Origin of the sequence: Massilia soli (genome assembly GCF_016809835.1) — a bacterium.
In the GTDB taxonomy this organism is placed as follows: domain Bacteria; phylum Pseudomonadota; class Gammaproteobacteria; order Burkholderiales; family Burkholderiaceae_D; genus Telluria_A; species Telluria_A soli.
This window is the reverse complement of sequence record NZ_JAFBIL020000001.1, coordinates 388598-414217: the sequence shown is the minus strand read 5'-3', so window position 1 is coordinate 414217 and position 25620 is coordinate 388598. Positions and strand designations below refer to the sequence as shown.

Below are 25620 nucleotides of genomic sequence, written 5' to 3'. Positions count from 1 at the left end.
CGGGGCTTGCCCCGTCACTTCCCATGCGCCTATTGCTGACCTGGTTGATCAATGCTGCAGCCCTGTTTGCGCTGCCTTTCCTGATGAGCTCCGTAACCGTGACGAACATCGGCGCCGCGCTGGTCGCCGCCCTGGTGCTCGGGCTGGTGAATACGCTGGTGCGCCCTGTGCTGGTGCTGCTGACCCTGCCGGTGACCTTCCTGTCCCTCGGCTTGTTCCTGCTGGTTATTAACGCATTGCTGTTCTGGGGCGTATCGCGCCTGATCGACGGCTTCGATGTTGGCGGATTCTGGTCGGCATTCATCGCCGCCATCCTGTACAGCATCATCTCCTGGGCCTTATCCACCTTACTCCTCAAAAACAATGGAAACGGCTAATTTCAGTATCGAATTTTTTCCGCCAAAAACGGCGGAAGGCGCTGACAAGCTGCGCGTCGTGCGCGACAAGCTTGCGCTGCTGAAGCCGAAGTATTTCTCGGTGACCTTCGGCGCCGGCGGCAGCACCCAGCAGGGCACGCTCGATACCGTGCTCGAAATCAAGCAGGCCGGCCACGTGGCCGCGCCCCACCTGTCCTGCGTCGGCGGCACCCGCGAATCGATCCGCGCGATCCTCCAGCAGTTCAAGGACAACGGCATCGACCGCGTGGTGGCCTTGCGCGGCGATTTGCCGAGCGGCTACGGCGGCGCCGGCGAGTTCCGCTACGCCAACGAGCTGGTGGAATTCATCCGCGCCGAAACCGGCGACTGGTTCCACATCGAAGTGGCGGCATATCCCGAAGTGCACCCGCAGGCGCGTTCGCCGCAGGACGACCTGCAGGCTTTCGCGCGCAAGGTCAAGGCCGGCGCCAATGCCGCGATCACCCAGTATTTCTACAATGCCGATGCCTATTTCGCCTTCATGGACGAAACCCGCAAGCTTGGCGTGGAAGTGCCGGTGGTGGCGGGCATCATGCCGATCACCAACTACACGCAGCTGATGCGCTTCTCCGACATGTGCGGCGCCGAGATCCCGCGCTGGGTGCGCCTGAAGCTGGCCAGCTATGGCGACGACAGCGCCTCGATCAAGGCCTTCGGCCTCGATGTGGTCAGCGACATGTGCGAACGCCTGCTCAAGGGCGGCGCACCGGGCCTGCACTTCTACAGCATGAACCAGGCCGCGGCCACCACCGCGCTGTGGGAGCGCATCGCCAGCCGTTAAGACTGTTCGGTGATGATCAGGTCGAGCGCGACATCGTGCGGGTCGTCGGCGAAGCTGGCGGCGGCCAGCGCGTAGGCGATGCCGAGGGTCAGCGGGCGCGGATGCGGCGCCAGCGTGCGGTCGTAGTAGCCGCCCCCGTAGCCCAGCCGGTAGCCGTGCCGGTTGAAGCCAAGGCAGGGAATCATCAAGGTCTGCGGCCGCTCGACGGGCCGCAGCAATTGCGGCACCGCGACGCCCATCCGGTCGCGCACCATCGCTTCGCCCGGCTCCCAGTGCGCAAACCCGAGCGCCGCGTCTTTTTGATGCACGACCGGCAGCGCCAGCCGCACGCCCGCGCGCGCCAGCGCGGCATACGCCGGATGCAGGTCCGGCTCCCCGGCCAGCGGCCAGTAGACCCCGATGTGGCCAGGCTTGCCGGCATCCCACCACGCCAGCACATTGGCGCAAATGCGCGCATCCCATTGCTGTTTTTGTACCGGGTCCAGCGCCTTGCGGGCAGCGGCCAGCGTCTTGCGCAGCGCCGCTTTTTCGCCAGGTGAAATGACTGTTGTTTCCGCCGTCGTGCAGGGTGGCAAGTCTTTGCCCTCGCATGGTATTCTTGATTTGCCGGTCATGTGTTCACTGTAGTTTCGTCGAGAGTTAAGTTTGACATACCTACCGAAATTGTTCGCCGGCGCCTTTCTAGCCGCTTCCTGCCTTGCCTCAGCGCTCGCCCAGTCGACCGAGGGCGCCGCGGTCGCACGCGCCGACGAAGACATCTTCATGCTGCTGCGCGAAGCCTCGCGCCAGGGCGACGCCGCCAAGGCCACCGCCTACGCGTCGCGCCTGCCGAACCACGAGTTCGCCCCTTACGTTGACTATTATCGTCTGAAACCGGCGCTGCGCACCGCGGCAAGCAGCGAGGTGCTCGGCTTCCTCACCCGCCACGAGGGCAGCGCCATCGCCGAGCGCATGCGCATCGACTGGCTGCTTGAACTTGGCCGCGCGCGCGACTGGAACAACTTCGACCAGCAGCTGCCGCTGGTGGTGTCGGGCGACGACCTGCAGCTCAAATGCTACGCGCTGCTGTCGCGCCTGGCCAAAGGCGAGGACGTGGCGGCCGACGCGCGCCTGCTGCTGCTGCAGCCGCCAGCCTACGGCGACGCCTGCGCCGCGCTGATGTCGAGCCTGGCGCAAACCGGCCAGTTCAGCGCCGAGGACCTGCTGTTCCAGTTGCGCCTGGCCGGCGAGATGGACGCCACCGGACCGGCGCGCCGCGCCGCGCTGCTGCTTGGCGCATCGGACACCCGCGCCGCGCAGGCGGTCGACGTCCCGGCGCTGGCAATGGCACGCGGCATCGGCGACAACCGCGCCGAACGCGCCATCTACCTGGTCGCCGTGGCGCGCATGGCGCGCACTTCCTTGAAACTGGCGGTGGTTGCGCTGGAAAAGAACGCGCCCAAGCTTGACCGCACCGAGCTGGCCATCGGCTGGGCCGGCATTGCGCACGCCGCTTCGCTGGTGCTCGACCCGGACGCGCACATCTACTGGCAGAACGCCGCCGCGGCGCCGCTGACCATCGAACAGTTCCAGTGGAAGACCCGGATCGCGCTGCGCCGCCAGGACTGGAAGACCGTGGCCGAGACGATCAGCGCGATGTCCGCGCGCCTGCGCAGCGACCCGACCTGGACTTACTGGCTGGCCCGCGCCATGCAGGCCGGCGCGAATGGCGCCCAGAATCCTGAAGCGCTGGCGATGTACCAGCGCATCGCCGACCGCAACCACTTCTACGGCCAGCTGGCGCTCGAAGAGCTGGGCCAGAAGATCGCGGTCCCGCCGGCGGCGCCGGCGCTCACCGCGGCCGACATCGCCAGCGTCGAAGCCAACCAGGGGCTGCAGCGCGCGCTGCGCTTCTTCAACCTGCGCCTGCGCGCGGAGGGCTCGCGCGAATGGAACTGGGAGGTGCGCAAACTGAACGAGCGCGAGCTGCTGGCCGCTGCCGAATTCGCGCGCCGCCACGAGATCCTCGACCGCATGGTCTACACGTCCGAGCGCACCCGCACGGTGTTCGACTACACGCAGCGCTTCCCGGCCCCGCACCTCGAGATCCTGGCCCCGACCGCACAGGGACTGGGACTGGACAAGGCCTGGGTATATGGCCTGATCCGCCAGGAGTCGCGTTTCATCCTCGATGCGCGCTCCAACGTCGGCGCCTCCGGCCTGATGCAGGTGATGCCGGGCACCGGCGACTATGTCGCGCGCAAGATCGGACTGGCCGATTACGTCAAGGGCAAGCTGACCGACCTGCGCACCAATATCGTGCTGGGCGCGAACTACATGAACATGGTGCTCGAAGGCGCAGGCGGCTCGCAGCCGGTGGCCACCGCGGCCTACAACGCCGGCCCGGGGCGGCCGCGCCGCTGGCGCGCCAACCTGTCCGAACCGATGGAAGGCGCGGTGTTCGCCGAGTCGATCCCGTTTACCGAAACCCGCATCTACGTCAAGAACGTCATGGCCAACGCCACCAACTACGCCGCGCTGTTCGAGAACAAGCCGCAGTCGCTGAAGGCGCGCCTGGGCCAGGTCGCGCCGCCGCAAAAAGCCGGCGACACCCTGCCGTAATTTTGCCAAAGTGGTATTCTTGACCTAAGTTCAAGACTGCGGCTTAACCAACTTGGCGGACTCATGGCAGACATGGAAGACATGGCGGTAGTAGTATTCGGCGGCTCCGGCTTCATCGGCAGCCATCTGGTGGCGCGCCTGTCCGAGAAGGGCGTGCGGACCATCGTCCCGACCCGCCGCGCCGAGCGCGTGCGGCACCTCAGCTTCCTGCCGCGGGTGGAAGTGATCGAAGCGAACATCAGCGACGATGCCACCTTGCGCCGCCTGCTGGCCGGACGCGACGCGGCCATCAACCTGGTCGGCGTGCTGCACTCAAAGCGCGGCAATCCCTACGGTCCGCAATTCGCCCAGGCCCACGTCGAGCTGCCGCGCCGCATCGTGGCGGTGTGCGCCGAGATGGGCGTCAAGCGCTACCTGCACATGAGCGCACTGGGCGCCGACGCCGACGGCCCGTCGATGTACCAGCGCTCGAAAGCCGCCGGCGAAATGGCCGCGCGCGCCGAGCCTGACGTGGCGGCCACGATCTTCCGTCCATCGGTCGTGTTCGGGCCGGGCGACAACTTTCTCAACATGTTCGCGAAACTGCAGAAGTTTTTGCCGGTGATCCCGCTGGCCGGCGCCGATACCGATTTCCAGCCGGTGTATGTCGGCGACGTCGCCGCCGCCTTCGTGCATGCGCTGGCCGATCCGAAATCGCGCCATCTCGTGTATGAACTGGGCGGCCCGGACATTTACCCGCTGATCGACCTGGTGCGCCTGGCCGGCCGCTATTCGGGCCACCCGCGCCCGGTCATCCGCCTGCCCGACTGGCTGGCGCGCCTGCAGGCGATGTTCTTCGAGCTGTTGCCCGGGACCCCGTTGATCACGCGCGACAACCTCGATTCCATGAAGGTCGATAACGTCGTCGACCCGGCCATCCAGTCCCTGACGGCGGCCAACCTCGGCATCAAGCTCACCGCGCTGGAAGCGGTGGCGCCGCACTACCTGTCGCCGTCGGAACCGTTCGACCAGTTCCGCGCCCGTGCCGGACGCTAGGCACTCACTTCAACCACCATCGCAGACCCGCACATGCAAACGACCGAACTTGATCCTACCCTCTCGCAAACCCTCGACGACGCCCGCAAGGCCGGCCTGACGCTTGTCATCGGCAACAAGAACTATTCGTCATGGTCGATGCGCCCGTGGGTGGCGATGACGGCGTTCGGCATTCCGTTCAACGAAGTGCGCATCTTGCTCGACAAACCCGACACCGCCAACCGCATCGCCGACTACACGGCCTCGGGACGGGTGCCGGTGCTGGTGGCGGGCGAGATCTCGATCTGGGACAGCCTGGCGATCTGCGAATATCTCGCCGAGCAGTTCCAGGAAAAGCACATGTGGCCGCAAGACGTGGCCGCGCGCGCGATGGCCCGATCGGTCAGCGCCGAAATGCACTCCGGCTTCGCCGACCTGCGCAGCGCCATGTCGATGAACATCCGCCAGAACCTGCCTGGCCGCGGCCGCACCCCGGGCGCCCAGGGCGACATCGGGCGCATCTGCGAAATCTGGGAAGAATGCCTGTCGCGCTTCGGCCATCACCAGTTCCTGTTCGGCGAGTTTTCGATTGCCGACGCGTTCTACGCCCCGGTGGTGATGCGCTTCCGTACTTACGGCGTGTCCCTGGCGCCGGCGCTGCAGGCTTACTGCAACCGCGTCGCCGCCCATCCGGCGGTGGCGCGCTGGGTCAGCGAAGCGCTGGCCGAGACCGAGACCGCCGACCATCATGACCAGGACTTGCCGAAGTAAGCGCGATGAAGACATATATCGTCGGCGGTGCCGTACGCGACGACCTGCTCGGGTTTCCGGTCAAGGACCGCGACTGGGTGGTGGTTGGCGCGACGCCTGAAGACATGCTCGCCAAGGGCTTCCGCCCGGTCGGCAAGGACTTCCCGGTGTTCCTGCATCCCGATACCCAGGAGGAGTACGCGCTGGCGCGCACCGAGCGCAAGACCGCGCCCGGCTACCGCGGCTTCGTATTCCACACCTCGCCCGACGTCACGCTGGAAGACGACCTGGTACGGCGCGACCTGACCATCAACGCGATCGCGCGCTTTGAAGACGGCACCCTGACCGATCCGTTCAACGGCCAGGACGACATTCGCGACAAAGTATTCCGCCACGTCTCCGCTGCGTTTGCCGAAGACCCGGTGCGCATCCTGCGCGTGGCGCGCTTTGCCGCGCGCTTTCCGGACTTCCGCGTCGCGCCCGAAACCAATGACCTAATGCGCAAGATGGTCGACGAGGGCGAGGTCGATGCGCTGGTGCCTGAACGGGTCTGGCAGGAGATTTCGCGCGGCCTGATGGAGCACAAGCCGTCGCGCATGCTGGAAGTGCTGCGCGATTGCGGCGCGCTGGCGCGCATCATGCCGGAACTGGACAAGCTGTGGGGGGTGCCGCAGCCGCCGCTGCACCACCCGGAAGTCGACACCGGCGTGCACATGATGATGGTGGTCGATTACGCCGCCGATGCCGGCTACGAACTTGAAGTGCGCTTCGCCGCGCTGATGCACGACCTTGGCAAAGGCATCACGCCGCCGGAAGCGTGGCCGAGCCATCACGGCCACGAAGGCCTGGGCCTGAAGCTGATCGACGCTCTGTGCCGGCGCCTGAAGGTACCCAACGACTGCCGTGAACTGGCATTGATGACGGCGCGCGAACATGGCAATGTATCGCGCGCGCAGGCGCTGCGGCCCAGTACGCTTGTCACGCTGTTCGCGCGCTGCGACGCGTTCCGCAAGCCGCAGCGCTTCGAGCAGATGCTGCGCGCCGCCGAATGCGATTTCCGCGGCCGCGGCAACGCCGGCATCAGCTTCCGCGACAAGCCCTTTCCCCAGGCCGCTTACCTATTGCGCGCGTTGGCGGCCGCGCGCGGTGTCGATGCCGGCGCGGTCGCCGCGCGCTATGCCGAGCAAAAGCCGCGCATCCCCGAGGCCGTGCACGCAGCGCGCGTCCTGGCCGTTCGTGCCATGTTGCGATTGCCAAGCGGAAACTAATGCTTACAAAGTTGCGCGAAGCGTGACATTCAAAGCTGGTACGCTGTCAGCACGAGTAAACACACCGCGACGGAGGAAAAACCCATGCTGAGAACCTCGCGGCGCCGTCTTGCGGCCGCGGCGCTGCTGATCGCGCTGACGGCCATTCTCGGCTACCTGTACAACCGTACCCAAGCCGCTGACATCGACGCGCAAAACCGCGTGATGCTCAATCTGCGCGAGCTGGAAAAGCTCGATGCCGAGTGGACCGTCAACATCCTGCGCGCGCACATCGGCCTCGACACCGATTACGCGCCGCTGTCCGCGCCGCTGCCGCGCATGCGCCAACTGCAGGCGCAGCTGTCGTCGGCGCTGCCGATGGCGCCCGGGCCGCAAGCCGTGCGCGCGTATGGCGAAGTAGCGCGCACCCTGCACGAGAAGACCGCGCTGGTCGACCAGTTCAAGGCCCAAAACGCCGAGTTGCGCAAATCGCTGATCTACTTCCCGCCCGCCGTCACCGAACTGAAAAGCGAGGTCACCGGCATCGGTGGCGCCACGGTCGCGGCGCCCACGGTGCTCGCGCTGGACGCCGCGCTCAATGCGCTGCTCACTGATGTGTTGCGGTTCAACCTGGCGCCGGACGACGCGCTGGCGCGCCGCATCGAGAAGGACATCGCGCTGACGATGCAGTACAAGAACGCGTTCTCGCCGGCGCTGCGCGAGTCGGCCGAGGCCATCGTCGCACACGCGCGCGTCATCCTGCGCAACCGGGTGCTGGAAAACGCGCTCGAAACCCGCATCGCCGCGCTGGGCACGCCCGCCGCGCTGGACCGGCTCGGGCGCCTGTTCGACAAGGCGTTCGACCAGGGCCAGATCGAGATGCAGCGTTTCCGCACCTTCCTGGGGATTTACTCCAGCATCCTGCTGCTGATGCTGATCTACGTCGCCCGGCGCCTGCGTAGCAGCTACACCATCATCGGGGTCGTCAACCGGCACCTGCAGGCAGCCAACGAAAACCTTGAGCAGCGGGTTGCCCAGCGTACCGCCGAACTCGAAGCCCAATCGGCGCAGCTGCAGCAGCTCGCCTTGCACGACGGCCTGACTGGCCTGATCAACTATGCCCAGCTCACGCGCCTGCTCGACCACGCGCTGGCACGGGCGACCCGGCGCGGCACCGTCGTGGTGGTGATGTTCATCGACCTCGACGGATTCAAGGCAGTCAACGACACCTACGGCCACGCCGCCGGCGACCTGGTGCTCAAGGCGGTCGCCGACCAGGTCCAGTCGCGCCTGCGCAAGGAAGACGTGCTGGCACGCCTGGGCGGCGACGAATTCGTCATCCTACTCGAAGACGTCAGCGGCCGCGAAGGCGCCGAACTGGTCGCCCAGCTGGCGCTTGACGCGATCCGCGGGATCAAGGAAGCTGGCGGGCACCCGATCGAGATATCGGCATCGATCGGCATCAGCGCGCTGTGCGGCGACCGCGGCGAGGCCGGCGCCGCCAAGGCGCTGCTGGCAAAAGCCGACCAGGCCATGTACGTGTCCAAGCAAGGCGGCAAATCGCGCTGGTCGATCAGTCCCGACGCCGAATGGGACGCCTGTCCCGATCCGCGCAGCATCGCCCGCACCGGTGACGGGCGCGCTACAGCAGGGTAGAGTACGGTCTCAGCAAAGGCGCGCACCTTCGGCTACAATGTGTCGATTGGTGCAGTGCACAATAATTTGTCGAGCCGGGGGAAATGATGGTCAGCCTGTTCAAGAAACCGATAGAGCGTGAAGGCGGCGGCGCCGGGCCGGTTGTCCCGCCTCCGGGCGGCGAAGGCAAACGGAGCAAGAGCGCGGTCATGGTCAAGGAGCTGCAAGAGCGCGACCGCCGGCGCATGCGCAAGCACTTCCTCGCGCTTGACAACAGCGACCGCCTGCTGCGCTTCGGCACCACGCTGCCGGATGAATTGCTCGAATCCTACGTCGCCAAGATCGACTTCGAGCGCGACAAGGTGTATGGCGTCTACAACCGCGTGTTCAAGCTGGTGGCGGTCGGACACCTGGCGTTCGCGCCGAAAGAAAAATCGCCCGGCAAGGTCGTCACGACCAAGGAGCAGGTGGCCGAGTTTGGCGTATCGGTGTCGCGTTCAGCGCGCGGGCTGGGGATAGGCTCGAAGCTGTTCGAGCGCGCCGCGATCCACTGCCGCAACCAGGACGTCGACACCCTCTACATGCACTGCCTGTCGTCCAACCAGGTCATGATGCGCATCGCGCGCAAGGCCGGCATGGAAATCCAGCGCGAATACGGCGAAGCGGACGCCTACCTGCGGCTGCTGCCGGCGAACCCGGCCAGCATGCTGCAGGAAGCGTTGCAGGAGCAGTTCGCAACGATCGACTACACCTGGAAAGCCAACGCCCGCGCCGCAGTCAAGTGGTTCAGCCCGAAGAAATAGCAACATTCCAAAATCGGGGACAGACCGGGTCACGCAGACCACCATTTTGGAATCTTCCAAAATGGTGGTCTGTCCCCGATTTTGGAATAATGTTGCTAGACAATCGGTAGCGCAGTGGTGTCCTTGATGCGCTGCAGCGCGAAGCTTGATTTGACGTCGGCCACCGCCGGATGCGACAGCAGCGTTTTCATCATGAAGCGCGAGAAGTGGTCCATATCCTCGACGTGCACGCGCAGCAGATAGTCCATCTCGCCCGTCATCGCGTAACACGCCACCACTTCCGGCCAGTGCTCGACCGATTGCGCGAAGTCGGCATGCGGCGAACCGGTCGGCCGGCGCGCTCCCGCCGCATTGGCCGCGATCTCGCTATGCTTTTCCAGCCGCACATTGACGTACGCGAGCAGCCCCAGCCCGATCTTGCCCGGGTCGAGCAGCGCGACGTACTGCCGGATCACGCCGGTTTCCTCCAGCCGCTTGATGCGCCGCAGGCAGGGTGACGGCGACAGGCTGACCTGGTCCGCCACGTCCTGATTCGACAGCCGCCCGTCAGCTTGCAGAATGGCAAGAATTTTGCGATCTGTTTTATCCAGCTCAATTTTTGGCATGTATCCTCCACTTTTTCTATTTGCACGCAATATTATTGCGCAGATTGGCCCGTGGGGGATAGTGATTGAAATTTAATGCCGGGGGTGCCGGACTATACTTGTCGCCTAAATCGCCAGGAGACAAACATGCAATTTACGCCTTGGGAAAACCCAATGGGGACCGATGGTTTCGAGTTCGTCGAGTACGCCGCTCCGGACCCGAAAGCACTCGGTGCGCTGTTCGAGCAGATGGGCTTTACCGCCATCGCGCGCCACCGCCACAAGGACGTCACCCTGTACCGCCAGGGCGACATCAACTTCATCATCAATGCCGAGAAGGATTCGTTCGCGCAGCGTTTCGCGCGCAAGCACGGTCCTTCGGTGTGCGCGATCGCGATCCGCGTCAAGGACGCCGCTTTCGCCTACCGCCGCGCGCTCGAACTGGGCGCCTGGGGCTTCGATAACAAGACCGGCCCGATGGAGCTGAACATCCCCGCCATCAAGGGCGTGGGCGATTCGCTGATCTACTTCGTCGACCGCTGGCGCGGCAAAGGCGCCCCTGACGGCGTGCCGGCCAACGCGATCGGCGACATCAGCATCTACGACGTCGACTTCGTCGCCATTCCTGGCGCGGTCGCCAACCCGGTCGGCCATGGCCTGACTTATATCGACCACCTGACCCACAACGTGCACCGCGGCCGCATGAAGGAATGGGCTGAGTTCTACGAGCAGCTGTTCAACTTCCGCGAAGTGCGCTACTTCGACATCGAAGGCAAGCTGACCGGCCTGAAGTCGAAGGCGATGACTTCGCCGTGCGGCAAAATCCGCATCCCGATCAACGAGTCGTCGGACGACAAGTCGCAGATCGCCGAATACCTCGACGAGTACCACGGCGAGGGCATCCAGCACATCGCGCTGGGCACCGACGACGTGTACCACTCGGTGCAGGGCATGCGCGACACCGGCATCGTGTTCCAGGACACGATCGAGACCTACTATGAGCTGATCAACCGCCGCCTGCCGAACCACGGCGAAAACCTCGAAGAGCTGCGCCGCCTGCGCATCCTGGTCGATGGCCACAGCAACGAAACCGAACGCGAACTGCTGCTGCAGATCTTCACCCAGACCGTGATCGGTCCGATCTTCTTCGAGATCATCCAGCGCAAGGGCGACCAGGGCTTCGGCGAAGGTAACTTCCGCGCGCTGTTCGAGTCGATCGAACTCGATCAGATCAAACGCGGCGTACTGGTCGATTCGACCGACAAGACGGCTGCCTGATAAGCAAAGCCGCGCAAGCACCACATAACGGAGACACGCAATGAATGCACCACTAGACCGCTCGGCCCTGGAACCCCAGCCGTCGCAGGAGATTTCCCTCGACGACAAATGGACGCTGGAGCGCGGCCGCGCCTTCATGACCGGCACCCAGGCCCTGATCCGCCTGCCGATGATGCAGCGCGAGCGCGACCTGAAGGCTGGCCTGAACACCGCCGGCTACATCACCGGCTACCGCGGTTCGCCAGTGACCAGCGTCGACATGACCGCCGTGAAGGCCAAGAAGCACCTCGACGCGCACCACGTCAAGTTCCATCCCGGGATGAACGAAGACCTGGCCGCAACGGCGGTGTGGGGCACGCAGCAGACCAACCTGTTCCAGGACGCGAAGTACGACGGCGTGTTCTCCATGTGGTACGGCAAAGGCCCAGGCGTCGACCGCTGCGGCGACGTCTTCAAGCACGCCAACAACGCCGGCTCGGCCAAGCACGGCGGCGTATTGGTGCTGGCCGGCGACGACCACGCGGCCAAGTCGTCGTCGACCGCGCACCAGTCGGACCACATCCTCAATGCCTGCGGCATCCCGGTGCTGTACCCGGCGTCGGTGCAGGAGTACATCGACTACGGCCTGCATGCATGGGCGATGAGCCGTTACACCGGCCTGTGGGTGTCGATGAAGTGCGTCACCGATATCATCGAGTCGGGTGCCGTGGTCGACTTCGACCCGGACCGCGTGCAGATCGTCACGCCGACCGACTTCGCCATGCCTGAAGGCGGCCTGAATATCCGCTGGCCGGACACCGTGCTCGATATGGAAGTGCGGATGAACACCTACAAGTGGTACGCCGCGCTGGCGTACGCACGCGCCAATAAGCTCAACAAGATCATCTGGGACAGCCCGAAACCGCGCATCGGCATCATCACCGCCGGCAAGTCCTACCTCGACACGCGCCAGGCGCTGGCCGACCTGGGCATCGACGAGCAGGCCGCGGCCGACATCGGCATCCGCCTGTACAAGATCGGCATGACCTGGCCGCTCGAAGCGGAAGGCGTGCAGGAATTCGCCAAGGGCCTCGACGAGATTTTGGTGGTGGAAGAGAAGCGCCAGATCCTCGAATACGCGCTGAAGGAAGCGCTGTACAACCTGCCGGACAGCGAGCGCCCGCGCGTGGTCGGCAAGTTCGACGACACCGGCGAGTGGGCCAACAAGAACGGCGCCGGCCACGGCGACTGGCTGCTGCCTGCGACCTATGAGCTGAACCCTGCGCTGATCGCCCGCGCGATCGCCAGCCGCATTTCGCACTATTGCGCCGGCCACCCGGTCGAGCAGCGCGTGCGCGAGCGCATCGCCTTCCTCGAAGCCAAAGAGCTGGTGCTCAAGAACGTGTCGACCAAGCCGAATCCGGACACCGACCGCACGCCGTATTTCTGCTCGGGCTGCCCGCACAACTCGTCGACCAAGGTGCCGGAAGGTTCGCGCGCACTGGCCGGCATCGGCTGCCACTACATGGTGCTGTGGATGGACCGCGAGACCTCGACCTTCACCCACATGGGCGCCGAAGGCGTCACCTGGGTGGGCCAGGCGCCGTTCACCAACGAGAAGCACGTGTTCACCAACCTCGGCGACGGCACCTACTTCCACTCCGGTATCCTGGCGATCCGCGCGGCGGTGTCGGCCAAGGTCAACATCACCTACAAGATCCTGTTCAACGACGCGGTCGCGATGACCGGCGGCCAGGAGTTCGACGGCCCGCTCGATCCTGGCATGATCTCGCGCCAGATCGCCGCTGAAGGCGTGGGCCCGATCATCGTCGTCACCGACGAACCAGAGAAGTACCCGGCCGATTACAAGTGGGCCGAGGGCGTCACCGTGCGCCACCGCTCCGAACTGATGGACGTGCAGCGCGAACTGCGCGACAAGCCGGGCGTGTCGGCCATGATCTACGACCAGACCTGCGCGTCCGAGAAGCGCCGCCGCAGGAAGCGCAATGAGTACCCGGATCCAGCCAAGCGCGCCGTGATCAACGAAGCGGTCTGCGAAGGCTGCGGCGACTGCTCGGTGCAGTCGAACTGCCTGTCGGTGGAACCGCTGGAAACGGAACTGGGCCGCAAGCGCCAGATCAACCAGTCGTCCTGCAACAAGGACTTCTCGTGCGTGACCGGTTTCTGCCCGAGCTTCGTGACGGTGGAAGGCGGCTCGCTGAAGAAGCCGAAGAAGGCTGCCGCCGGCGACGCCGCGCCGCCAGTGCTGCCAACGCCTGCGCTGCCGTCGATCGCCGAGCCATACGGCATCCTGATCACCGGTATCGGCGGCACCGGCGTGGTTACTGTCGGCCAGATCCTGGCAATGGCGGCCCACGTTGAAGGCAAGGGCGCGATTGTGCTCGACATGAGCGGACTGGCCCAAAAGGGCGGCCCGGTAATGTCGCACGTGCGCCTGGCCGACAACCAGGCCGACCTGCACTCGACCCGCGTCGGTACCGGCAGCGCCAACCTGGTCATCGGTTGCGACCTGATCGTCACCGCCAGCCGCGACGCCGTGTCGCGCATGGGCGAAGGCCGCACCTACGCCGCGATCAATTCGACCGGTTCGTCGACCGCCGCATTCGTCAAGAACCCGGACTGGCAGTTCCCGGCCGAGTCGTCGAAGAACCAGATCATCCAGGCATGCGGCGCAGACAAAGTGGACTTCGTCGACGCCGGCAAGATCGCCACCGCGCTGATGGGCGATTCGATCGCGACCAACATGTTCATGCTCGGCTACGCATGGCAAAAAGGCCAGGTGCCTTTGAGCGAAGCGTCGATCATCAAGGCCATCGAACTCAATGGCGTGGCGGTTGGCTTCAACAAGGCCGCGTTCACGTGGGGCCGCACGGCCGCGCACGATGTCGCATCGCTGGTGCGCATGACGACCCCGGCCCAGGTGATCGAGTTCAAGCGCACGCAAACGCTGGACGACGTCGTCAAGCGCCGCGTCGAGCTGCTGACCGCTTACCAGGACGCCGCCTACGCGCAGCAGTACAAGTCGTTTGTCGACCAGGTTCGCGCCACGGAAGAAGCGCTGGGCAAGGGCACGCGCCTGACCGAAGCGGTCGCGCGCTACTACTACAAGCTGATGGCGTACAAGGACGAGTATGAAGTCGCCCGCCTGTACACCGACGGCGCGTTCAAAGAAAAAATCGCCGGCATGTTCGAAGGCGACTACCAGCTCAAGTTCCACCTGGCGCCGCCGCTGCTGGCAAAGCACGACAGCAAAGGTCAGCTGATCAAGCAGGAATTCGGGCCGTGGATGATGAAGGCATTCGGCGTGCTGGCCAAGCTGAAGGGCCTGCGCGGCGGCATGTTCGACGTGTTCGGCTACACCGAAGAGCGCAAGATGGAACGCGCCCTGATCGCCGAGTACCGCAACACGGTGGGCGGCTTGCTGCCGAAGCTGAATGCGACCAACCTGGCGCAGGCGGTGGCGATTGCCAGCATCCCTGAAGACATCCGCGGCTACGGCCACGTCAAGGAGCGTCACCTGAAGGCGGCCAAGGAGAAGGAAGCAGCGCTGCTGGCGAACTTCGGCAAGGCGATCGAGATTACGCGCGTAGCGTAAAGTTACATGTAGGGCGGACCAGCGAAGCGCCTCCGCCGAATCCGATGCGTCACCGCGGCGCAACGAATTCGGCGGAGGCTTTGCTTTTGGAGTATCCACTTGCAAGCGGAAACCGCTCCGCAGGCGAACCGCATGCGGTTCGAAACCCCTGCTCCGCCGCTTCGCTGTCCGCCCTACGATAAACTAAAGGAGACATTCACCATGCAAGCCAAAGGCGCCTTCGAAGTCCAGCTCAAACCCGCTCCCGCAGAACCCGGCCGCGCCCGCGTCGGCCGCATGCTGATGGACAAGCAGTACTTCGGTGACCTGGTCGGCACTGCCCAGGGCGAGATGCTCTCGGCCGGCAACCCGGCCGCCGGCTCGGCCTCCTACGTCGCCATCGAACACGTCTCCGGCGCCCTCAACGGCAAGGTGGGCGACTTTGCGCTGGCGCACGCCGGCACCATGCACAACGGCGCCAACGACCTGACGATCACCATCGTTCCCGGTTCCGGCACCGGCGAGCTGGCCGGCATCTCCGGCAAGCTCACCCTGAGCATCACCGGCAACCAGCACTACTACGATATCGACTACCAGCTCGCCTGATCGCGACTATAATTTCCGGCTGCACACTTAAATCCTGTTGGAGCCCCGTCGATGATCCGCACCGCTTTGCTGCTTGCCCTCCTGTCCGTCATTCCCCTTGCGCACGCCGCGCCCGACCTGACCACCGTGTCGGAGCGCTCGGGCTTCCAGCGCACTGGCCGTTACGACGAAGTAATCAAGCTGTGCGCCGACTTCCAGCGCGCCTATCCGAAGCAGGTCAAGTGCATCGACTTCGGCACCACGCCGGAAGGCCGTCCGATGAAGGCGCTGATCGTCACGCGCACGGGCGTGTTTACGCCGCAGGCGGCAAAGCAGCGCGGCTTGCCGGTGGTACTGATCCAGGGCGGTATCCACGCCGGTGAAATCGACGGCAAGGACGCCGGCTTCCTGGCGCTGCGCGAAGTCCTCGACAACCAGGCGGCGCCTGGTTCGCTCGACAAGCAGGTGCTGCTGTTCGTCCCGGTCTTCAACGTCGACGGGCACGAACGCTTCAAGGAGTGGAACCGCCCGAACCAGCGCGGCCCGGTCGAAATGGGCTGGCGCACCACGGCGCAGAACTTCAACCTGAACCGCGACTACGTCAAGGCCGACGCCCCCGAAATGCAGGCGATGCTCAAGCTGGTCAACGCATGGGACCCGCTGGCGTATATCGACCTGCACGTGACCAATGGCGCCAAATTCGAACACGACATCTCGATCCAGGTCGAGCCGGTGCACTCGGCCGACGTCGAATTCCGCAAGGCCGGCCTGGGACTGCGCGACAACGTGCTGGCCGATATCGAGAAGCAGGGATCGCTGCCGCATGCGTTCTACATGTCGTTCGCCGACACCGACAACCCGCAGTCGGGCTTTGTCGACGGCGTGTCGGATCCACGCTTCTCGACCGGCTACTTCCCGCTGCGGAACCGCCTCGCGATGCTGGTGGAAACCCACTCGTGGAAGGACTATCCAACCCGCGTGCGCATTACCCGCAACACGGTGGTGTCGGTGCTGTCGCAGGTGGCGCAGCACGGCAAGGCGTGGCAGAAGGCCGCGTATGACGCCGATGCGCGCGCGTCGCAACTGGCCGGCGCCACCATCCCAATGACGTACAAGGCCAGCGACAAGGTCCGCATGATCGACTTCCGCGGCTATGCCTATACCCGCACGCCGTCGGAAGTGTCGGGCATCCTGATGACGCGCTACGACGAGACCAAGCCGCAGATCTGGACCGTGCCGCTGCGCGACGATATCGTGCCGGACATGATGGCGACGGCGCCGAAGGCTGGCTACATTGTCCCTGCCGCGTTCGCGGCGATGGTGGCGGCCAAACTGAAGCTGCATGACATCAGCTTCCGCACGCTCGACAAGGATGGCAAGGCGGACGTCGAGACCTTCCGCGCCGATAAGGCCACCTTTGGCGCCGGCTCGCTGGAGTCGCACCAGCGCCTGACCGTGGACGGCGCATGGAAGCCGGAAGCGCGCGCGCTTACCAAAGGCATGCTGTTCGTGCCGATCGCGCAGCCAAAAGCGCGCCTGGTGATGGCCTTGTTCGAGCCGAAGGCGCCGGACTCGCTGCTGGCGTGGGGCGACTTCAATAACGCGTTCGAGCGCAAGGAGTACATGGAAGAGTATGTGGCCGAGGATGTGGCGCGCGAGCAGATGGCGGCCGATCCGGCGGTAGCGGCGCAGTTCAAGAAGCGCCTTGAGAGCGATGCGGCGTTTGCCAAGAACGCGAATGCGCGGCTCGAGTTTTTTGCGCGCCGCCACTCGTCGTGGGATGAGCGTTACAACATGTACCCGGTATTGCGCGCAAACGTCGCGCCGTAGAGCGCCATCCCCGCCGCGGCGGGGATGGTCAGTTGCATCAGGTAGCCAGGGCGCGCAGCAGCAGGCCTGTGATGTAGGCGCCGTAGGTGCCAAGCGCGTATCCAAGTACCGCCAGCAGTACGCCGACCGGCGCCAGCGCCGGGTGGAAGGCCGAGGCCACTACCGGCGCCGATGCCGCGCCGCCGATATTGGCCTGCGATCCCACCGCCATGAAGAACAGTGGCGCGCGAATCAGCTTGGCGACCACCAGCATCAGCGCCGCGTGCACGCTGATCCAGATCAGGCCGAGCAGGAACAGCCAGGGCTTCTCAAGCAGCGCGGTCAGGTCCATGTGCATGCCGATGGTTGCCACCAGCACGTACAGCATTGCCGACCCGATGGTCGAGGCGCCCGCGCCCTCCATGCTGCGCGCACGGGTGAAGCTCAGCAGCAGGCCGAAGGTGGTGGCGTACACCACGATCCAGAAGAAATTCGACGTCAGGCTGTAGTCCTGCAGGCGCCATTCGGCCGGCAGCGACGCGATCCATGCGATCGTCGGCGCGGCCAGGAAGTGCGACAGGCCGGTCACGCCAAGGCCGATCGCGACAATCACCATCACGTCCGACAGGGTCGGAATGCGCGAGTGCTCTGCCTGGTATTTCTCGATGCTGTTCTTCAGCTCGTTAATGGCGCTGAGGTCGGCGCCGGTCCAGCGGTCGAAGGCTTGCGAACGGCTGGCAAGGAACAGCACCACGGCCATCCAGACGTTTGCCACCAGCACGTCGACGGCGACGAACTGGCCGAACATCGTCGCGTCGACTTCAAACACTTCCTTCATCGCAGCCTGGTTGGCGCCGCCTCCGATCCACGATCCGGCCACGGTGGTCATGCCGCGCCAGGTGTCGCCGGCCACGGTTTCAGGATGGATCACACTCATCGCCAGGTAGGCGACCAGCGCCCCGATCATTACGCCGGCGGTACCGGTCAGGAACATGATCACGGCTTTCGGTCCAAGCCGCATCACGGCGCCAAAGTCGATCGCGATGCACAGCAGCACCAGCGCGCTTGGCAGCAGGTAGTCGCGCGCCATCGGATACAGCTTGGAGGCGTTGCCGTCGATCAGGCCCATGGTATTGAACAGGGCAGGGATCAGGTAGCACAGCAATAGCGCCGGCACGTAGGTGTAGAATTTTTTCCAGAACCCCTCGGTCCGGGATGAGGACCAGAAGACGGCGCCGAGGGTGACGGCGAGCATGCCAAGGACGACAGCGTCATTGGTAATCAGGGCAGTTGTAGCGGGTGGCATCGATACTCCGGGACGGTTGGGCAGGGCCGGCTGGCTGGATCGCAACCAGGCACGGCAGTTCTAAAGTCGGGGTAGTATCGCTGGGGTGCGCCGCAGCGTCAACGGACAGTGTTTAGCGGCAGGGCGTCAATACGCGCATCGAGACCCGTTTCCGGATTTGTCCGGCCGTGGTCCAATTAATTTGATGCGAGGTTTAGTACCGCTTGAGGTGTGGAACCCAGACCGTCCTTCCCGCGCAGGCGGGAATCCATGCTGACCCCGAGCCGTGGACTGGATTCGCGCGGCACCTCACCGTTCAGATGGATGCCCGCCTGCGCGGGCACGACGTCGTGTTAACAGTTCCGCTCTCCGCTATTGATGAACACATCGCAGATAAAAACGTCGCCTTCAGGCGCCGTTTTTGTTACTCGCGTTGCAGGGTGATCGTCCCGATTCCCGTCGCCGGCGTCGAGCAAGGCTCTTCATCAAACGCAATATCGCCGAGCGGGTTGGCGATGCCGTCCGTTTTCAGGTTCGTGAAGCCAAACATCTCGCGGTCCATCAAATGCGACGGCACCACGGTCGACAGCGCCGAAAAGATATTCTCGCAGCGGCCCGGGGTCTTCTTGTCCCACTCGCGCATCATGTTCTTGATCTGCTTGCGCTGCAGGTTTTCCTGCGAACCGCACAGGTCGCACGGGATGATCGGGAAACCTTTCACCTCCGCATAGCGCATCGTGTCGGCTTCCTTCACATACGCCATCGGACGAATTACCATGTGCTTGCCGTCGTCCGATACCAGCTTGGCCGGCATGCCCTTCAGCTTGCCGCCGAAGAACATATTCAGGAAGAAGGTTTCCAGGATGTCGTCGCGGTGGTGGCCCAGCGCGATCTTGTTGCAGCCCAGTTCATCGGCCACGCGGTACAGGATGCCGCGACGCAGGCGCGAGCACAGCGAACACGTGGTTTTGCCTTCCGGGATCAGGCGCTTGACGATGCTGTAGGTGTCCTGGTTCTCGATGTGGAACGGGATGCCCAGCTTTTCCAGGTAGGCCGGCAGGATGTGCTCGGGGAAGTTCGGCTGCTTCTGGTCGAGGTTCACCGCGATCAGGTCGAACTTGATCGGCGCGCGTTCGCGCAAGGTCATCAAAATGTCGAGCAGCGCGTAGCTATCCTTACCGCCCGACAGGCACACCATCACCTTGTCGCCGTCTTCGATCATGTTGAAGTCGCCGATGGCCTGGCCGACCAGGCGGCACAGGCGCTTGTGCAGCTTGTTGTTCTCGTAGCCGACCTTGTCGGCCACCGCTTCCATCACCGCCGCGTTCATGCTTCCTCCTTGATCTGGAAGACTTCGACGCCGACGCCTTCGCAATCCGGATACACATCCGGCTTCATGGTCGATACGCGCACCGCGCGCACCTTCGGGTGCGCCAGCATCGCGCGCACCACGTCGTCGCACAGCGATTCCTGCAGGTGCACGTGGCCCTGCGCCATGCGGCGCGCGATGGTCTCGCGCATGAAGTCGTAGTCGACCACTTCATCGAGATGGTCTTCCGTTGGCGTCGACAGCGCCAGCGGGATGTACAGGTCAACGTTGATCAGGACGCGCTGCTCGCCCTTCTTTTCGAAATCGTGCACCCCGATGTTGATCATCACTTCGTAATTGCGCAGGAACAGCCGGCGGCAATCGCGCAGCGTTGGGTGGGAAAGGGCGGACAGCATGGGTTACCTCTATTTTTGTAAGAACATGACGTCGCGCGGCAGCTGCAGCAGGTGCTGGCCGCCGTCGACGAGTAAAGTGGTGCCGGTGACGGCGCGCGCCGACGCTGCGTAGCAGACCGCGTCGACGATGTCCTGCGGGGTGCTGGAGCGGCCCAGCGGCGTGGCCTGGTGCGCCTTGGCGAAGCCGCTGTCGGTCTGGTCGCCCGAGACCATCGTCAGGCCCGGCGCCACGCCGACCACGCGCACCGTCGGCGCCAGCGCTTGCGCCAGCATCGTGGTGGCGGTGTGCAGCGCCGATTTCGACAGCGTGTACGACAGATAATCCGGATTCAGATTGTACAGTTTCTGGTCCAGCAGGTTGATCACCACCGCTTCGCCATTGGCTGGCGTGGCCGCGTGCAGTGCCTGCGCCAGCAGCAGCGGGGCGGTCAGGTTGGCCTGCATGTGCGCGGCCAGCAGCGCGGGCGAAAAACTGGTCGGGTTATCGTATTCAAACAGCGAGGCGTTGTTAACCACGCAAGTGACCGGGCCCAGTTCTTCGAAGGCGCGCGCCAGCAGGCCGCGCACCTGGGCCTCGTCGGCGAGGTCGCATTGCAGCAGTGCCGCTTTGCGGCCGGCCGCGCGCACGGCATCGAAGGTGTCGCGCGCCTCGGTGTCCGAGCCGCGGTAGTGGACGGCCACGTCCCAGCCAGCGTTGGCCAGGCCGAGCGCGATGGCGCGCCCGATACGCTTGCCGGCGCCGGTCACCAGCGCGACTTTGCGCGTTGACGTGGTACTTCCAGTAGTTTGCATAAATTGTTGATCCAAGCTGTTATGGCTACAATGCCGGGATGACCTTACCCGCTCCCGACAGCGACGCGCTGGCCGCGTCCCACGCCCTGCAACACCAGATCGCCGCGCAGATCGCGGCAAATGACGGGGCGATTTCGTTCGCGCGCTTCATGGAACTGGCGCTGTATGCGCCCAATCTGGGCTATTACAGCGGCGGCGCGGCCAAGCTGGGCGAGGCGGGCGACTTTACCACCGCGCCCGAGATCACGCCGCTGTTCGGCGCCACGCTGGCGCAGGCGGCAGCCGCTATTATCGCCCAAAGCGCCCCCAATATCCTCGAAATCGGGGCCGGCACCGGCAAACTGGCGCGCGACGTGCTTACCGCGCTACAGCAGGCCGGGGTCGCGCTGGACCACTACTTCATCATCGAGTTGTCGGGCGAACTGCGCGCGCGCCAACAGGAAGCTCTGGCAGATTTCCCGCAGGTGCGCTGGTTGGACGGCTTTCCCGATTCGTTCAGCGGCGTGGTGCTGGCCAACGAAGTGCTCGACGCCATGCCGGTCGAACTGGTGAAAAAGACCGCGGCCGGCTGGCGCGAAGTGCTGGTCACCATCGACAACGGCGCCTTTGCGTATACCGAGCGCGAACCCGCGGCGGCGCTGGCGGCGCACATCGAGGCGCAGATTCCGGATGCCGACCTGCTGCCCGATGGCTACCTGACCGAAGTCCATCCGGTTGCCGCCGGCTTCATGGCGTCGCTGGCGCGCATGCTGGGCAAGGGCAGGGGCGCGGCCTTCCTGTTCGACTATGGCTTCCCGGCGCACGAGTATTACGTCGCCCAGCGCGAGACCGGCACCGTGATGTGCCACTACCGCCACCATTCGCACCCGGACCCGTTCTACCTGCCGGGCCTGCAGGACATCACGGCCCACGTCGACTTCACGGCGATGGCGCTGGCCGCCCAGGACAATGGCGTGGACGTGCTCGGCTACATGAACCAGGCCGCGTTCCTGCTCGGCGCCGGCATTGGCGAACTGCTGCTGCGCACCAGCCCGGACGACGCGCTGCGCTACCTGCCGCAGGCCGGCGCGGTGCAGAAGCTGGTATCGCCGGCTGAAATGGGCGAGCTGTTCAAGGTGCTGATCGTCGGCAAGGACGTCACCCTGCCCGAGGCAATCGCGCGCGCCGACCGCAGCCACCGGCTGTAGACTTTATGGCATCTTGCGCACAGGATACAATCGGGGCTATGCTCTCGGGCCGGGCAGGGTGCCGCATCGGCTATTATGAAGTGAACAGCATTGCCTGAACCTTAAGCCATGGCCAAGATCCACACACACTACGACAACCTGAAGGTGGCGCGCATGGCGCCGCAGGAAGTCATACGTGCGGCGTACAAGGCCCTGAGCCAGAAATACCATCCTGACAAGAATCCGGGCGACGAAAAGGCCGCCCGCATCATGGCGATCCTCAACAGCGCCTACACCATCCTGTCCGACCCGATACGCCGGCGCGAGCACGACGAGTGGATCGCGGCCGAGGAATGGGAAATCGAATGGCTGGAAAGCACCCGCTCGGACGACGGCCGCGAGCGTCACCGCCCGGACGGACCGGACAGCGCCTGGGAGCCCGAAGCGGTGGAAGCGCCGGCGCGGCCATACCGGATCTTGCGCGATCCGCGCTGGTGGCTGGGGCTGGGCGCGTTCTTCGTGGCCGGCTGCGCGGTCGGTGTGCTGCTGACCAGCCAGCCGCGGCTGATGCCGGTGGCGCTGGCCTCGAAACTGGTGCCGCCGCCGGAGATGCGGCTCGATCCCAAGCCGGAAAGCCTGGCTGCGCCGACCGTGGCGAAGGCTGAGGCCATACCGGACCCATGGGCATCGGCGCCGCCGCCGTCGCCCGAGGGCCCGATCCGCGCGCCCGACATCAAGGCGCTCGCCGTGGCCCAGCTGATCGTGCCGGCGCGCACGCCCGACTGCGAATCCGACCTGTACACGCTGATGGCGCCCAACGGCGAGCCATGGCCGAACGCCTCGGGCTATGTCGAAGGCTACCCGATGGGCAATCTTGGGGAAGAGATGCAACTGATGGTCGACAACACGGCGAACGGTTCGCCGGTATTCGTCAAGGTCTACGACCTGGACCGCCGCTCGAATGTGCGCCACATCTATGTGCTGGCGCACGAGACGATGACGATCGAAAAGCTAGCTGCAGGCAAATACGAAGTACGTTACCAGAACATCCAGGCCGGCGGCAGCCAGGCCGAATGCCTGGGCCGCAAGCGCGCCCAGCGCGACGCGGCCGCCGATCCCGAGATCTGATATCAAGAATTGTTCCAAAATCGGGGACAGACCGGGTCACGCAGACCACCATTTTAGAATTGTTCCAAAATCGGGGACAGACCACCATTTTAGAATCTTCTAAAATGGTGGTCTGTCCCCGATTTTGGAATGTTGCTGCTTAGGTAGCGAGGTTTTCGATCAGGCCCATCTCGCCCGAGGACATCAGCTTGTCGATGTCCATCAGGATCAGCATGCGCTCGTCGATCGTGCCGAGGCCGGTGATGTAGTCCGAGTTGAACGCGGTGCCCATCTCCGGCGCCGGCTTGACTTGCTCCGGGGTCAGCGTGGTCACGTCCGAGACGCTGTCAACCACCATGCCGACAATGCGGCCGTTGATGTTCAGGATGATGACGACCGTGAACTGGTCGTAGACCGGCTCGCCCAGCTTGAACTTGATGCGCATGTCCACCACCGGGATGATGATGCCGCGCAGGTTGATCACGCCCTTGATGAACTCCGGCGCGTTGGCGATGCGGGTCACCGCTTCGTAGCCGCGGATTTCCTGCACCTTCAGGATGTCGATGCCGTATTCCTCGTCGCCGAGCTTGAACGCCAGGAACTCGCGCACCGGCGCTTCCTTGGTTGACGTCGAATTTTCTTGCATTTTTGTGTTCCTCGTAGAGATTTGTGCCGCCAGTGTGGCTTGTATCCGTCAGCCGGCGGGCTTTTCACGCTGTTGCGGAGACGTAATTATAGTAATTTGCTTCCCCTGCCGTAATATACTCCGAAGCCGCGTTCCCCCCTACTGCCGGTCGCTAAAGAGTTGCTTGATGGATACAAAATGAACGAACTTGAAGGCTTGTCCGCCCTGATTGTCGAACCCCATGCCGGCATGCGGGCGAGTATTCACAATATGCTCAACCAGTGCGGGGTGACCCGCATCGACCACGCGGGCAGCTCGAATAATGCGGTCAAGCACCTCGGGCTGAAGAGTTTCGACATGGTGCTGTGCGAGTATGACCTCGAAGGCGGCCAGGATGGCCAGCAATTGCTGGAAGACTTGCGTCACCACAAGCTCATTTCGCTGGCGACGATGTTTTTCATGGTCACCGCCGAGGGCAATCACGGGAAGGTGGTCAGCGCCGCCGAGCTGGCGCCCACCGATTACATCCTGAAACCGTTCACCGCCGACCGCCTGCTCGACCGCATCCTGCGCGCGCTGGCCAAGCGCAATGTGTTCATGCCGGTGTACCAGCTGATGGAGGAGGGCGCCCAGCGCGAGGCGATCGAGGCCTGCATCGTCGGCGAGAAGGACCATCCGCGCCATGCCATCGATTTCCTGCGCCTGCGCGCCGAGCTGCACATGTTCCTCGGCGAGCCCGCCGAAGCTGCGCCGATCTACCAGCAACTGGTCGAGGCCAAGGCGATCGCCTGGGCCAGGCTCGGGCTGGCCAAGACGCTGTTCATGCGCGCGCGCCTGGACGAGGCCAAGGACATCCTCGAGAACCTGGTCGACACCAACAAGAGCTTCGTCGACGCCTACGACTGGCTGGCCAAGACCCATGCGGCGGCGGGAGCGCTGGCGCAGTCGCAGGCCGTGCTGGCCGACGCGGTGGCGGTGTCGCCGCATGCGGTGCGGCGCTTGCGCACGCTGGGCGACGTGGCGATGGAAACCGGCGACACCGGTACCGCCGAGAAGATTTTCAAGCAGGTGGTGGCCAAGGCCAAGTACTCCGAATTCCGCGATCCCGAAGATCATGTGAAGCTGGTGCAGGCGCTGGTCCAGCGCGGCGAGGCGGACCAGGCCTCGGCCGTGATCCGCGACCTTGACCGTTCGATGGGCGGGCGCAAGACGACGGCGGCATGCAGCGCGGTGGCATCGAGCCTGGTGCACGAGCTGACCGGCGACAGCAAGCGCCTGGGCGAGTCGCTCGATGCGGCGCTGGCCGCCGCCAGGGAAACGACGGGCGTGTCGGCCCACGTCAAGACGGCACTGGCGCGCAACTGCCTGGCGCACGACAGGGTCGATGGCGCGTCCGAGCTGATGCGCGACGTGATGCGCGATGCACCCGACCACGCGGCGATGGCGCGCGCGATGCAGGTGTTCGAGCAGGCCGGCTGCAGCGAGCTGGCCGAGTCAATCGCCCAGGAAGCGCGCCAGGAAGTGGTCGACCTGGTGGCCCAGGGCGCGCTGCGCGCGCAGCAGCGCGACTTCCGCGGCGCCGTCGAGATGATGACCGAAGCGGTCGAAAAGCTGCCCAACAATCCGCAAGTGGTGTTCAACGCCGCCGTCGCGGTGCTCAAGTGCCTCGATAACGAGGGCTGGGACGAGCGCCTTGGCAAGTCCGCGCAGCAGCTGATCGGTACCATGCGCCGGCTCGATCCAATCTACCCGAAACTGCCGGCACTGGCCGGCCTGCATCAGCAGATCCTGAAAAAATACGACAAGGGTGCGCGCCTCAAGGCGTAACCCGGTCCCACGATAC

At 64.6% G+C, this 25620-nt stretch carries 22 protein-coding genes; 15 read left to right on the top strand and 7 right to left on the bottom strand.

The genetic code is table 11. From position 1 onward, the window contains the following. Nucleotides 1-23: 23 nt before the first annotated feature. Complete coding sequence (locus tag I4X03_RS01880) at nucleotides 24-377, top strand: phage holin family protein (protein ID WP_223464781.1); 354 nt, start codon at nucleotides 24-26, stop codon at nucleotides 375-377. After that, nucleotides 364-1197, top strand: a complete 834-nt coding sequence (gene metF / locus I4X03_RS01875; RefSeq protein WP_223464780.1) for a methylenetetrahydrofolate reductase [NAD(P)H] — start codon at nucleotides 364-366, stop codon at nucleotides 1195-1197. The genes I4X03_RS01880 and metF overlap by 14 nt, the downstream gene beginning before the upstream one ends. Here metF and I4X03_RS01870 read toward each other — a convergent pair. Next, entirely contained in the window at nucleotides 1194-1772 is a 579-nt protein-coding gene (locus I4X03_RS01870; RefSeq protein WP_223464775.1) for a 5-formyltetrahydrofolate cyclo-ligase, read from the bottom strand. The two genes, metF and I4X03_RS01870, sit on opposite strands and share 4 nt — an antisense overlap. A 70-nt stretch (nucleotides 1773-1842) precedes the next feature. On the opposite strand from I4X03_RS01870, the gene I4X03_RS01865 reads away from it, so the two are divergent. The 6 genes from I4X03_RS01865 (at nucleotide 1843) to I4X03_RS01840 (ending at nucleotide 9247) form a co-directional block, all read left to right on the top strand. Continuing rightward, nucleotides 1843-3798, top strand: a complete 1956-nt coding sequence (locus I4X03_RS01865) for a lytic transglycosylase domain-containing protein (RefSeq protein WP_223464771.1) — start codon at nucleotides 1843-1845, stop codon at nucleotides 3796-3798. Nucleotides 3799-3870: 72 nt separating this feature from the next. Then, on the top strand, nucleotides 3871-4833 hold the full coding sequence (locus I4X03_RS01860) for a complex I NDUFA9 subunit family protein (protein ID WP_223466202.1): 963 nt from the start codon (nucleotides 3871-3873) through the stop codon (nucleotides 4831-4833). A gap of 33 nt (nucleotides 4834-4866) precedes the next feature. After that, complete coding sequence (locus I4X03_RS01855) at nucleotides 4867-5583, top strand: glutathione S-transferase family protein (RefSeq protein ID WP_223464770.1); 717 nt, start codon at nucleotides 4867-4869, stop codon at nucleotides 5581-5583. A gap of 5 nt (nucleotides 5584-5588) precedes the next feature. Continuing rightward, complete coding sequence (locus I4X03_RS01850; RefSeq protein ID WP_223464769.1) at nucleotides 5589-6830, top strand: multifunctional CCA addition/repair protein; 1242 nt, start codon at nucleotides 5589-5591, stop codon at nucleotides 6828-6830. An 84-nt stretch (nucleotides 6831-6914) separates the two neighbouring features. Continuing rightward, a complete protein-coding gene (locus I4X03_RS01845; RefSeq protein ID WP_223464766.1) occupies nucleotides 6915-8465 on the top strand; it encodes a DAHL domain-containing protein in 1551 nt (516 codons plus the stop codon). 86 nt (nucleotides 8466-8551) lie between these two features. Next, nucleotides 8552-9247 (top strand): GNAT family N-acetyltransferase, encoded by a 696-nt coding sequence (locus I4X03_RS01840; protein ID WP_370660484.1) that lies wholly within the window; start codon nucleotides 8552-8554, stop codon nucleotides 9245-9247. 95 nt (nucleotides 9248-9342) lie between these two features. Here the strand turns inward: I4X03_RS01840 and I4X03_RS01835 are convergent, their stop codons facing one another. Continuing rightward, nucleotides 9343-9852 (bottom strand): Lrp/AsnC family transcriptional regulator, encoded by a 510-nt coding sequence (locus tag I4X03_RS01835; protein ID WP_223464757.1) that lies wholly within the window; start codon nucleotides 9850-9852, stop codon nucleotides 9343-9345. A 126-nt stretch (nucleotides 9853-9978) separates the two neighbouring features. On the opposite strand from I4X03_RS01835, the gene hppD reads away from it, so the two are divergent. From hppD to I4X03_RS01815, 4 genes are all read left to right on the top strand, one after another. Continuing rightward, the gene (gene hppD, locus I4X03_RS01830; RefSeq protein WP_223464755.1) at nucleotides 9979-11109 is read left to right on the top strand and encodes a 4-hydroxyphenylpyruvate dioxygenase; all 1131 of its coding nucleotides are present in this window, start codon (nucleotides 9979-9981) and stop codon (nucleotides 11107-11109) included. Nucleotides 11110-11149: 40 nt separating this feature from the next. After that, nucleotides 11150-14704, top strand: coding sequence for an indolepyruvate ferredoxin oxidoreductase family protein (locus I4X03_RS01825; protein WP_223464753.1), 3555 nt, complete (start codon nucleotides 11150-11152; stop codon nucleotides 14702-14704). 201 nt (nucleotides 14705-14905) lie between these two features. Further along, nucleotides 14906-15289 (top strand): DUF3224 domain-containing protein, encoded by a 384-nt coding sequence (locus I4X03_RS01820; RefSeq protein ID WP_223464752.1) that lies wholly within the window; start codon nucleotides 14906-14908, stop codon nucleotides 15287-15289. A 51-nt stretch (nucleotides 15290-15340) separates the two neighbouring features. Then, nucleotides 15341-17098 carry a M14 family metallopeptidase gene (locus I4X03_RS01815; RefSeq protein WP_223464750.1) on the top strand — a complete coding sequence of 586 codons (1758 nt, stop codon included), beginning with the start codon at nucleotides 15341-15343 and terminating at the stop codon, nucleotides 17096-17098. Nucleotides 17099-17135: 37 nt separating this feature from the next. Here I4X03_RS01815 and I4X03_RS01810 read toward each other — a convergent pair whose 3' ends face one another. The 4 genes from I4X03_RS01810 to I4X03_RS01795 form a co-directional block, all read right to left on the bottom strand. After that, the gene (locus I4X03_RS01810; RefSeq protein ID WP_223464748.1) at nucleotides 17136-18383 is read right to left on the bottom strand and encodes a DUF819 family protein; all 1248 of its coding nucleotides are present in this window, start codon (nucleotides 18381-18383) and stop codon (nucleotides 17136-17138) included. A gap of 403 nt (nucleotides 18384-18786) precedes the next feature. Continuing rightward, the gene (gene ttcA / locus I4X03_RS01805; RefSeq protein ID WP_223464746.1) at nucleotides 18787-19692 is read right to left on the bottom strand and encodes a tRNA 2-thiocytidine(32) synthetase TtcA; all 906 of its coding nucleotides are present in this window, start codon (nucleotides 19690-19692) and stop codon (nucleotides 18787-18789) included. Beyond that, nucleotides 19689-20087 (bottom strand): dihydroneopterin aldolase, encoded by a 399-nt coding sequence (locus tag I4X03_RS01800; RefSeq protein ID WP_223464745.1) that lies wholly within the window; start codon nucleotides 20085-20087, stop codon nucleotides 19689-19691. The genes ttcA and I4X03_RS01800 overlap by 4 nt, the downstream gene beginning before the upstream one ends. A gap of 9 nt (nucleotides 20088-20096) precedes the next feature. Continuing rightward, a complete protein-coding gene (locus tag I4X03_RS01795) occupies nucleotides 20097-20879 on the bottom strand; it encodes an SDR family oxidoreductase (RefSeq protein WP_223464743.1) in 783 nt (260 codons plus the stop codon). Nucleotides 20880-20917: 38 nt separating this feature from the next. Between I4X03_RS01795 and I4X03_RS01790 the strand changes: the two genes are divergently transcribed. Both I4X03_RS01790 and I4X03_RS01785 read left to right on the top strand, forming a co-directional pair. Next, entirely contained in the window at nucleotides 20918-22066 is a 1149-nt protein-coding gene (locus I4X03_RS01790; protein WP_223464741.1) for a class I SAM-dependent methyltransferase, read from the top strand. A gap of 108 nt (nucleotides 22067-22174) precedes the next feature. After that, nucleotides 22175-23173 carry a J domain-containing protein gene (locus tag I4X03_RS01785; RefSeq protein WP_223464733.1) on the top strand — a complete coding sequence of 333 codons (999 nt, stop codon included), beginning with the start codon at nucleotides 22175-22177 and terminating at the stop codon, nucleotides 23171-23173. Nucleotides 23174-23312: 139 nt separating this feature from the next. On the opposite strand, the gene I4X03_RS01780 is transcribed toward I4X03_RS01785, so the two are convergent. Further along, on the bottom strand, nucleotides 23313-23798 hold the full coding sequence (locus I4X03_RS01780; RefSeq protein WP_223464731.1) for a chemotaxis protein CheW: 486 nt from the start codon (nucleotides 23796-23798) through the stop codon (nucleotides 23313-23315). A 177-nt stretch (nucleotides 23799-23975) separates the two neighbouring features. On the opposite strand from I4X03_RS01780, the gene I4X03_RS01775 reads away from it, so the two are divergent. After that, entirely contained in the window at nucleotides 23976-25604 is a 1629-nt protein-coding gene (locus I4X03_RS01775; protein ID WP_223464722.1) for a tetratricopeptide repeat-containing response regulator, read from the top strand. The last annotated feature ends 16 nt before the right edge of the window (nucleotides 25605-25620 follow it).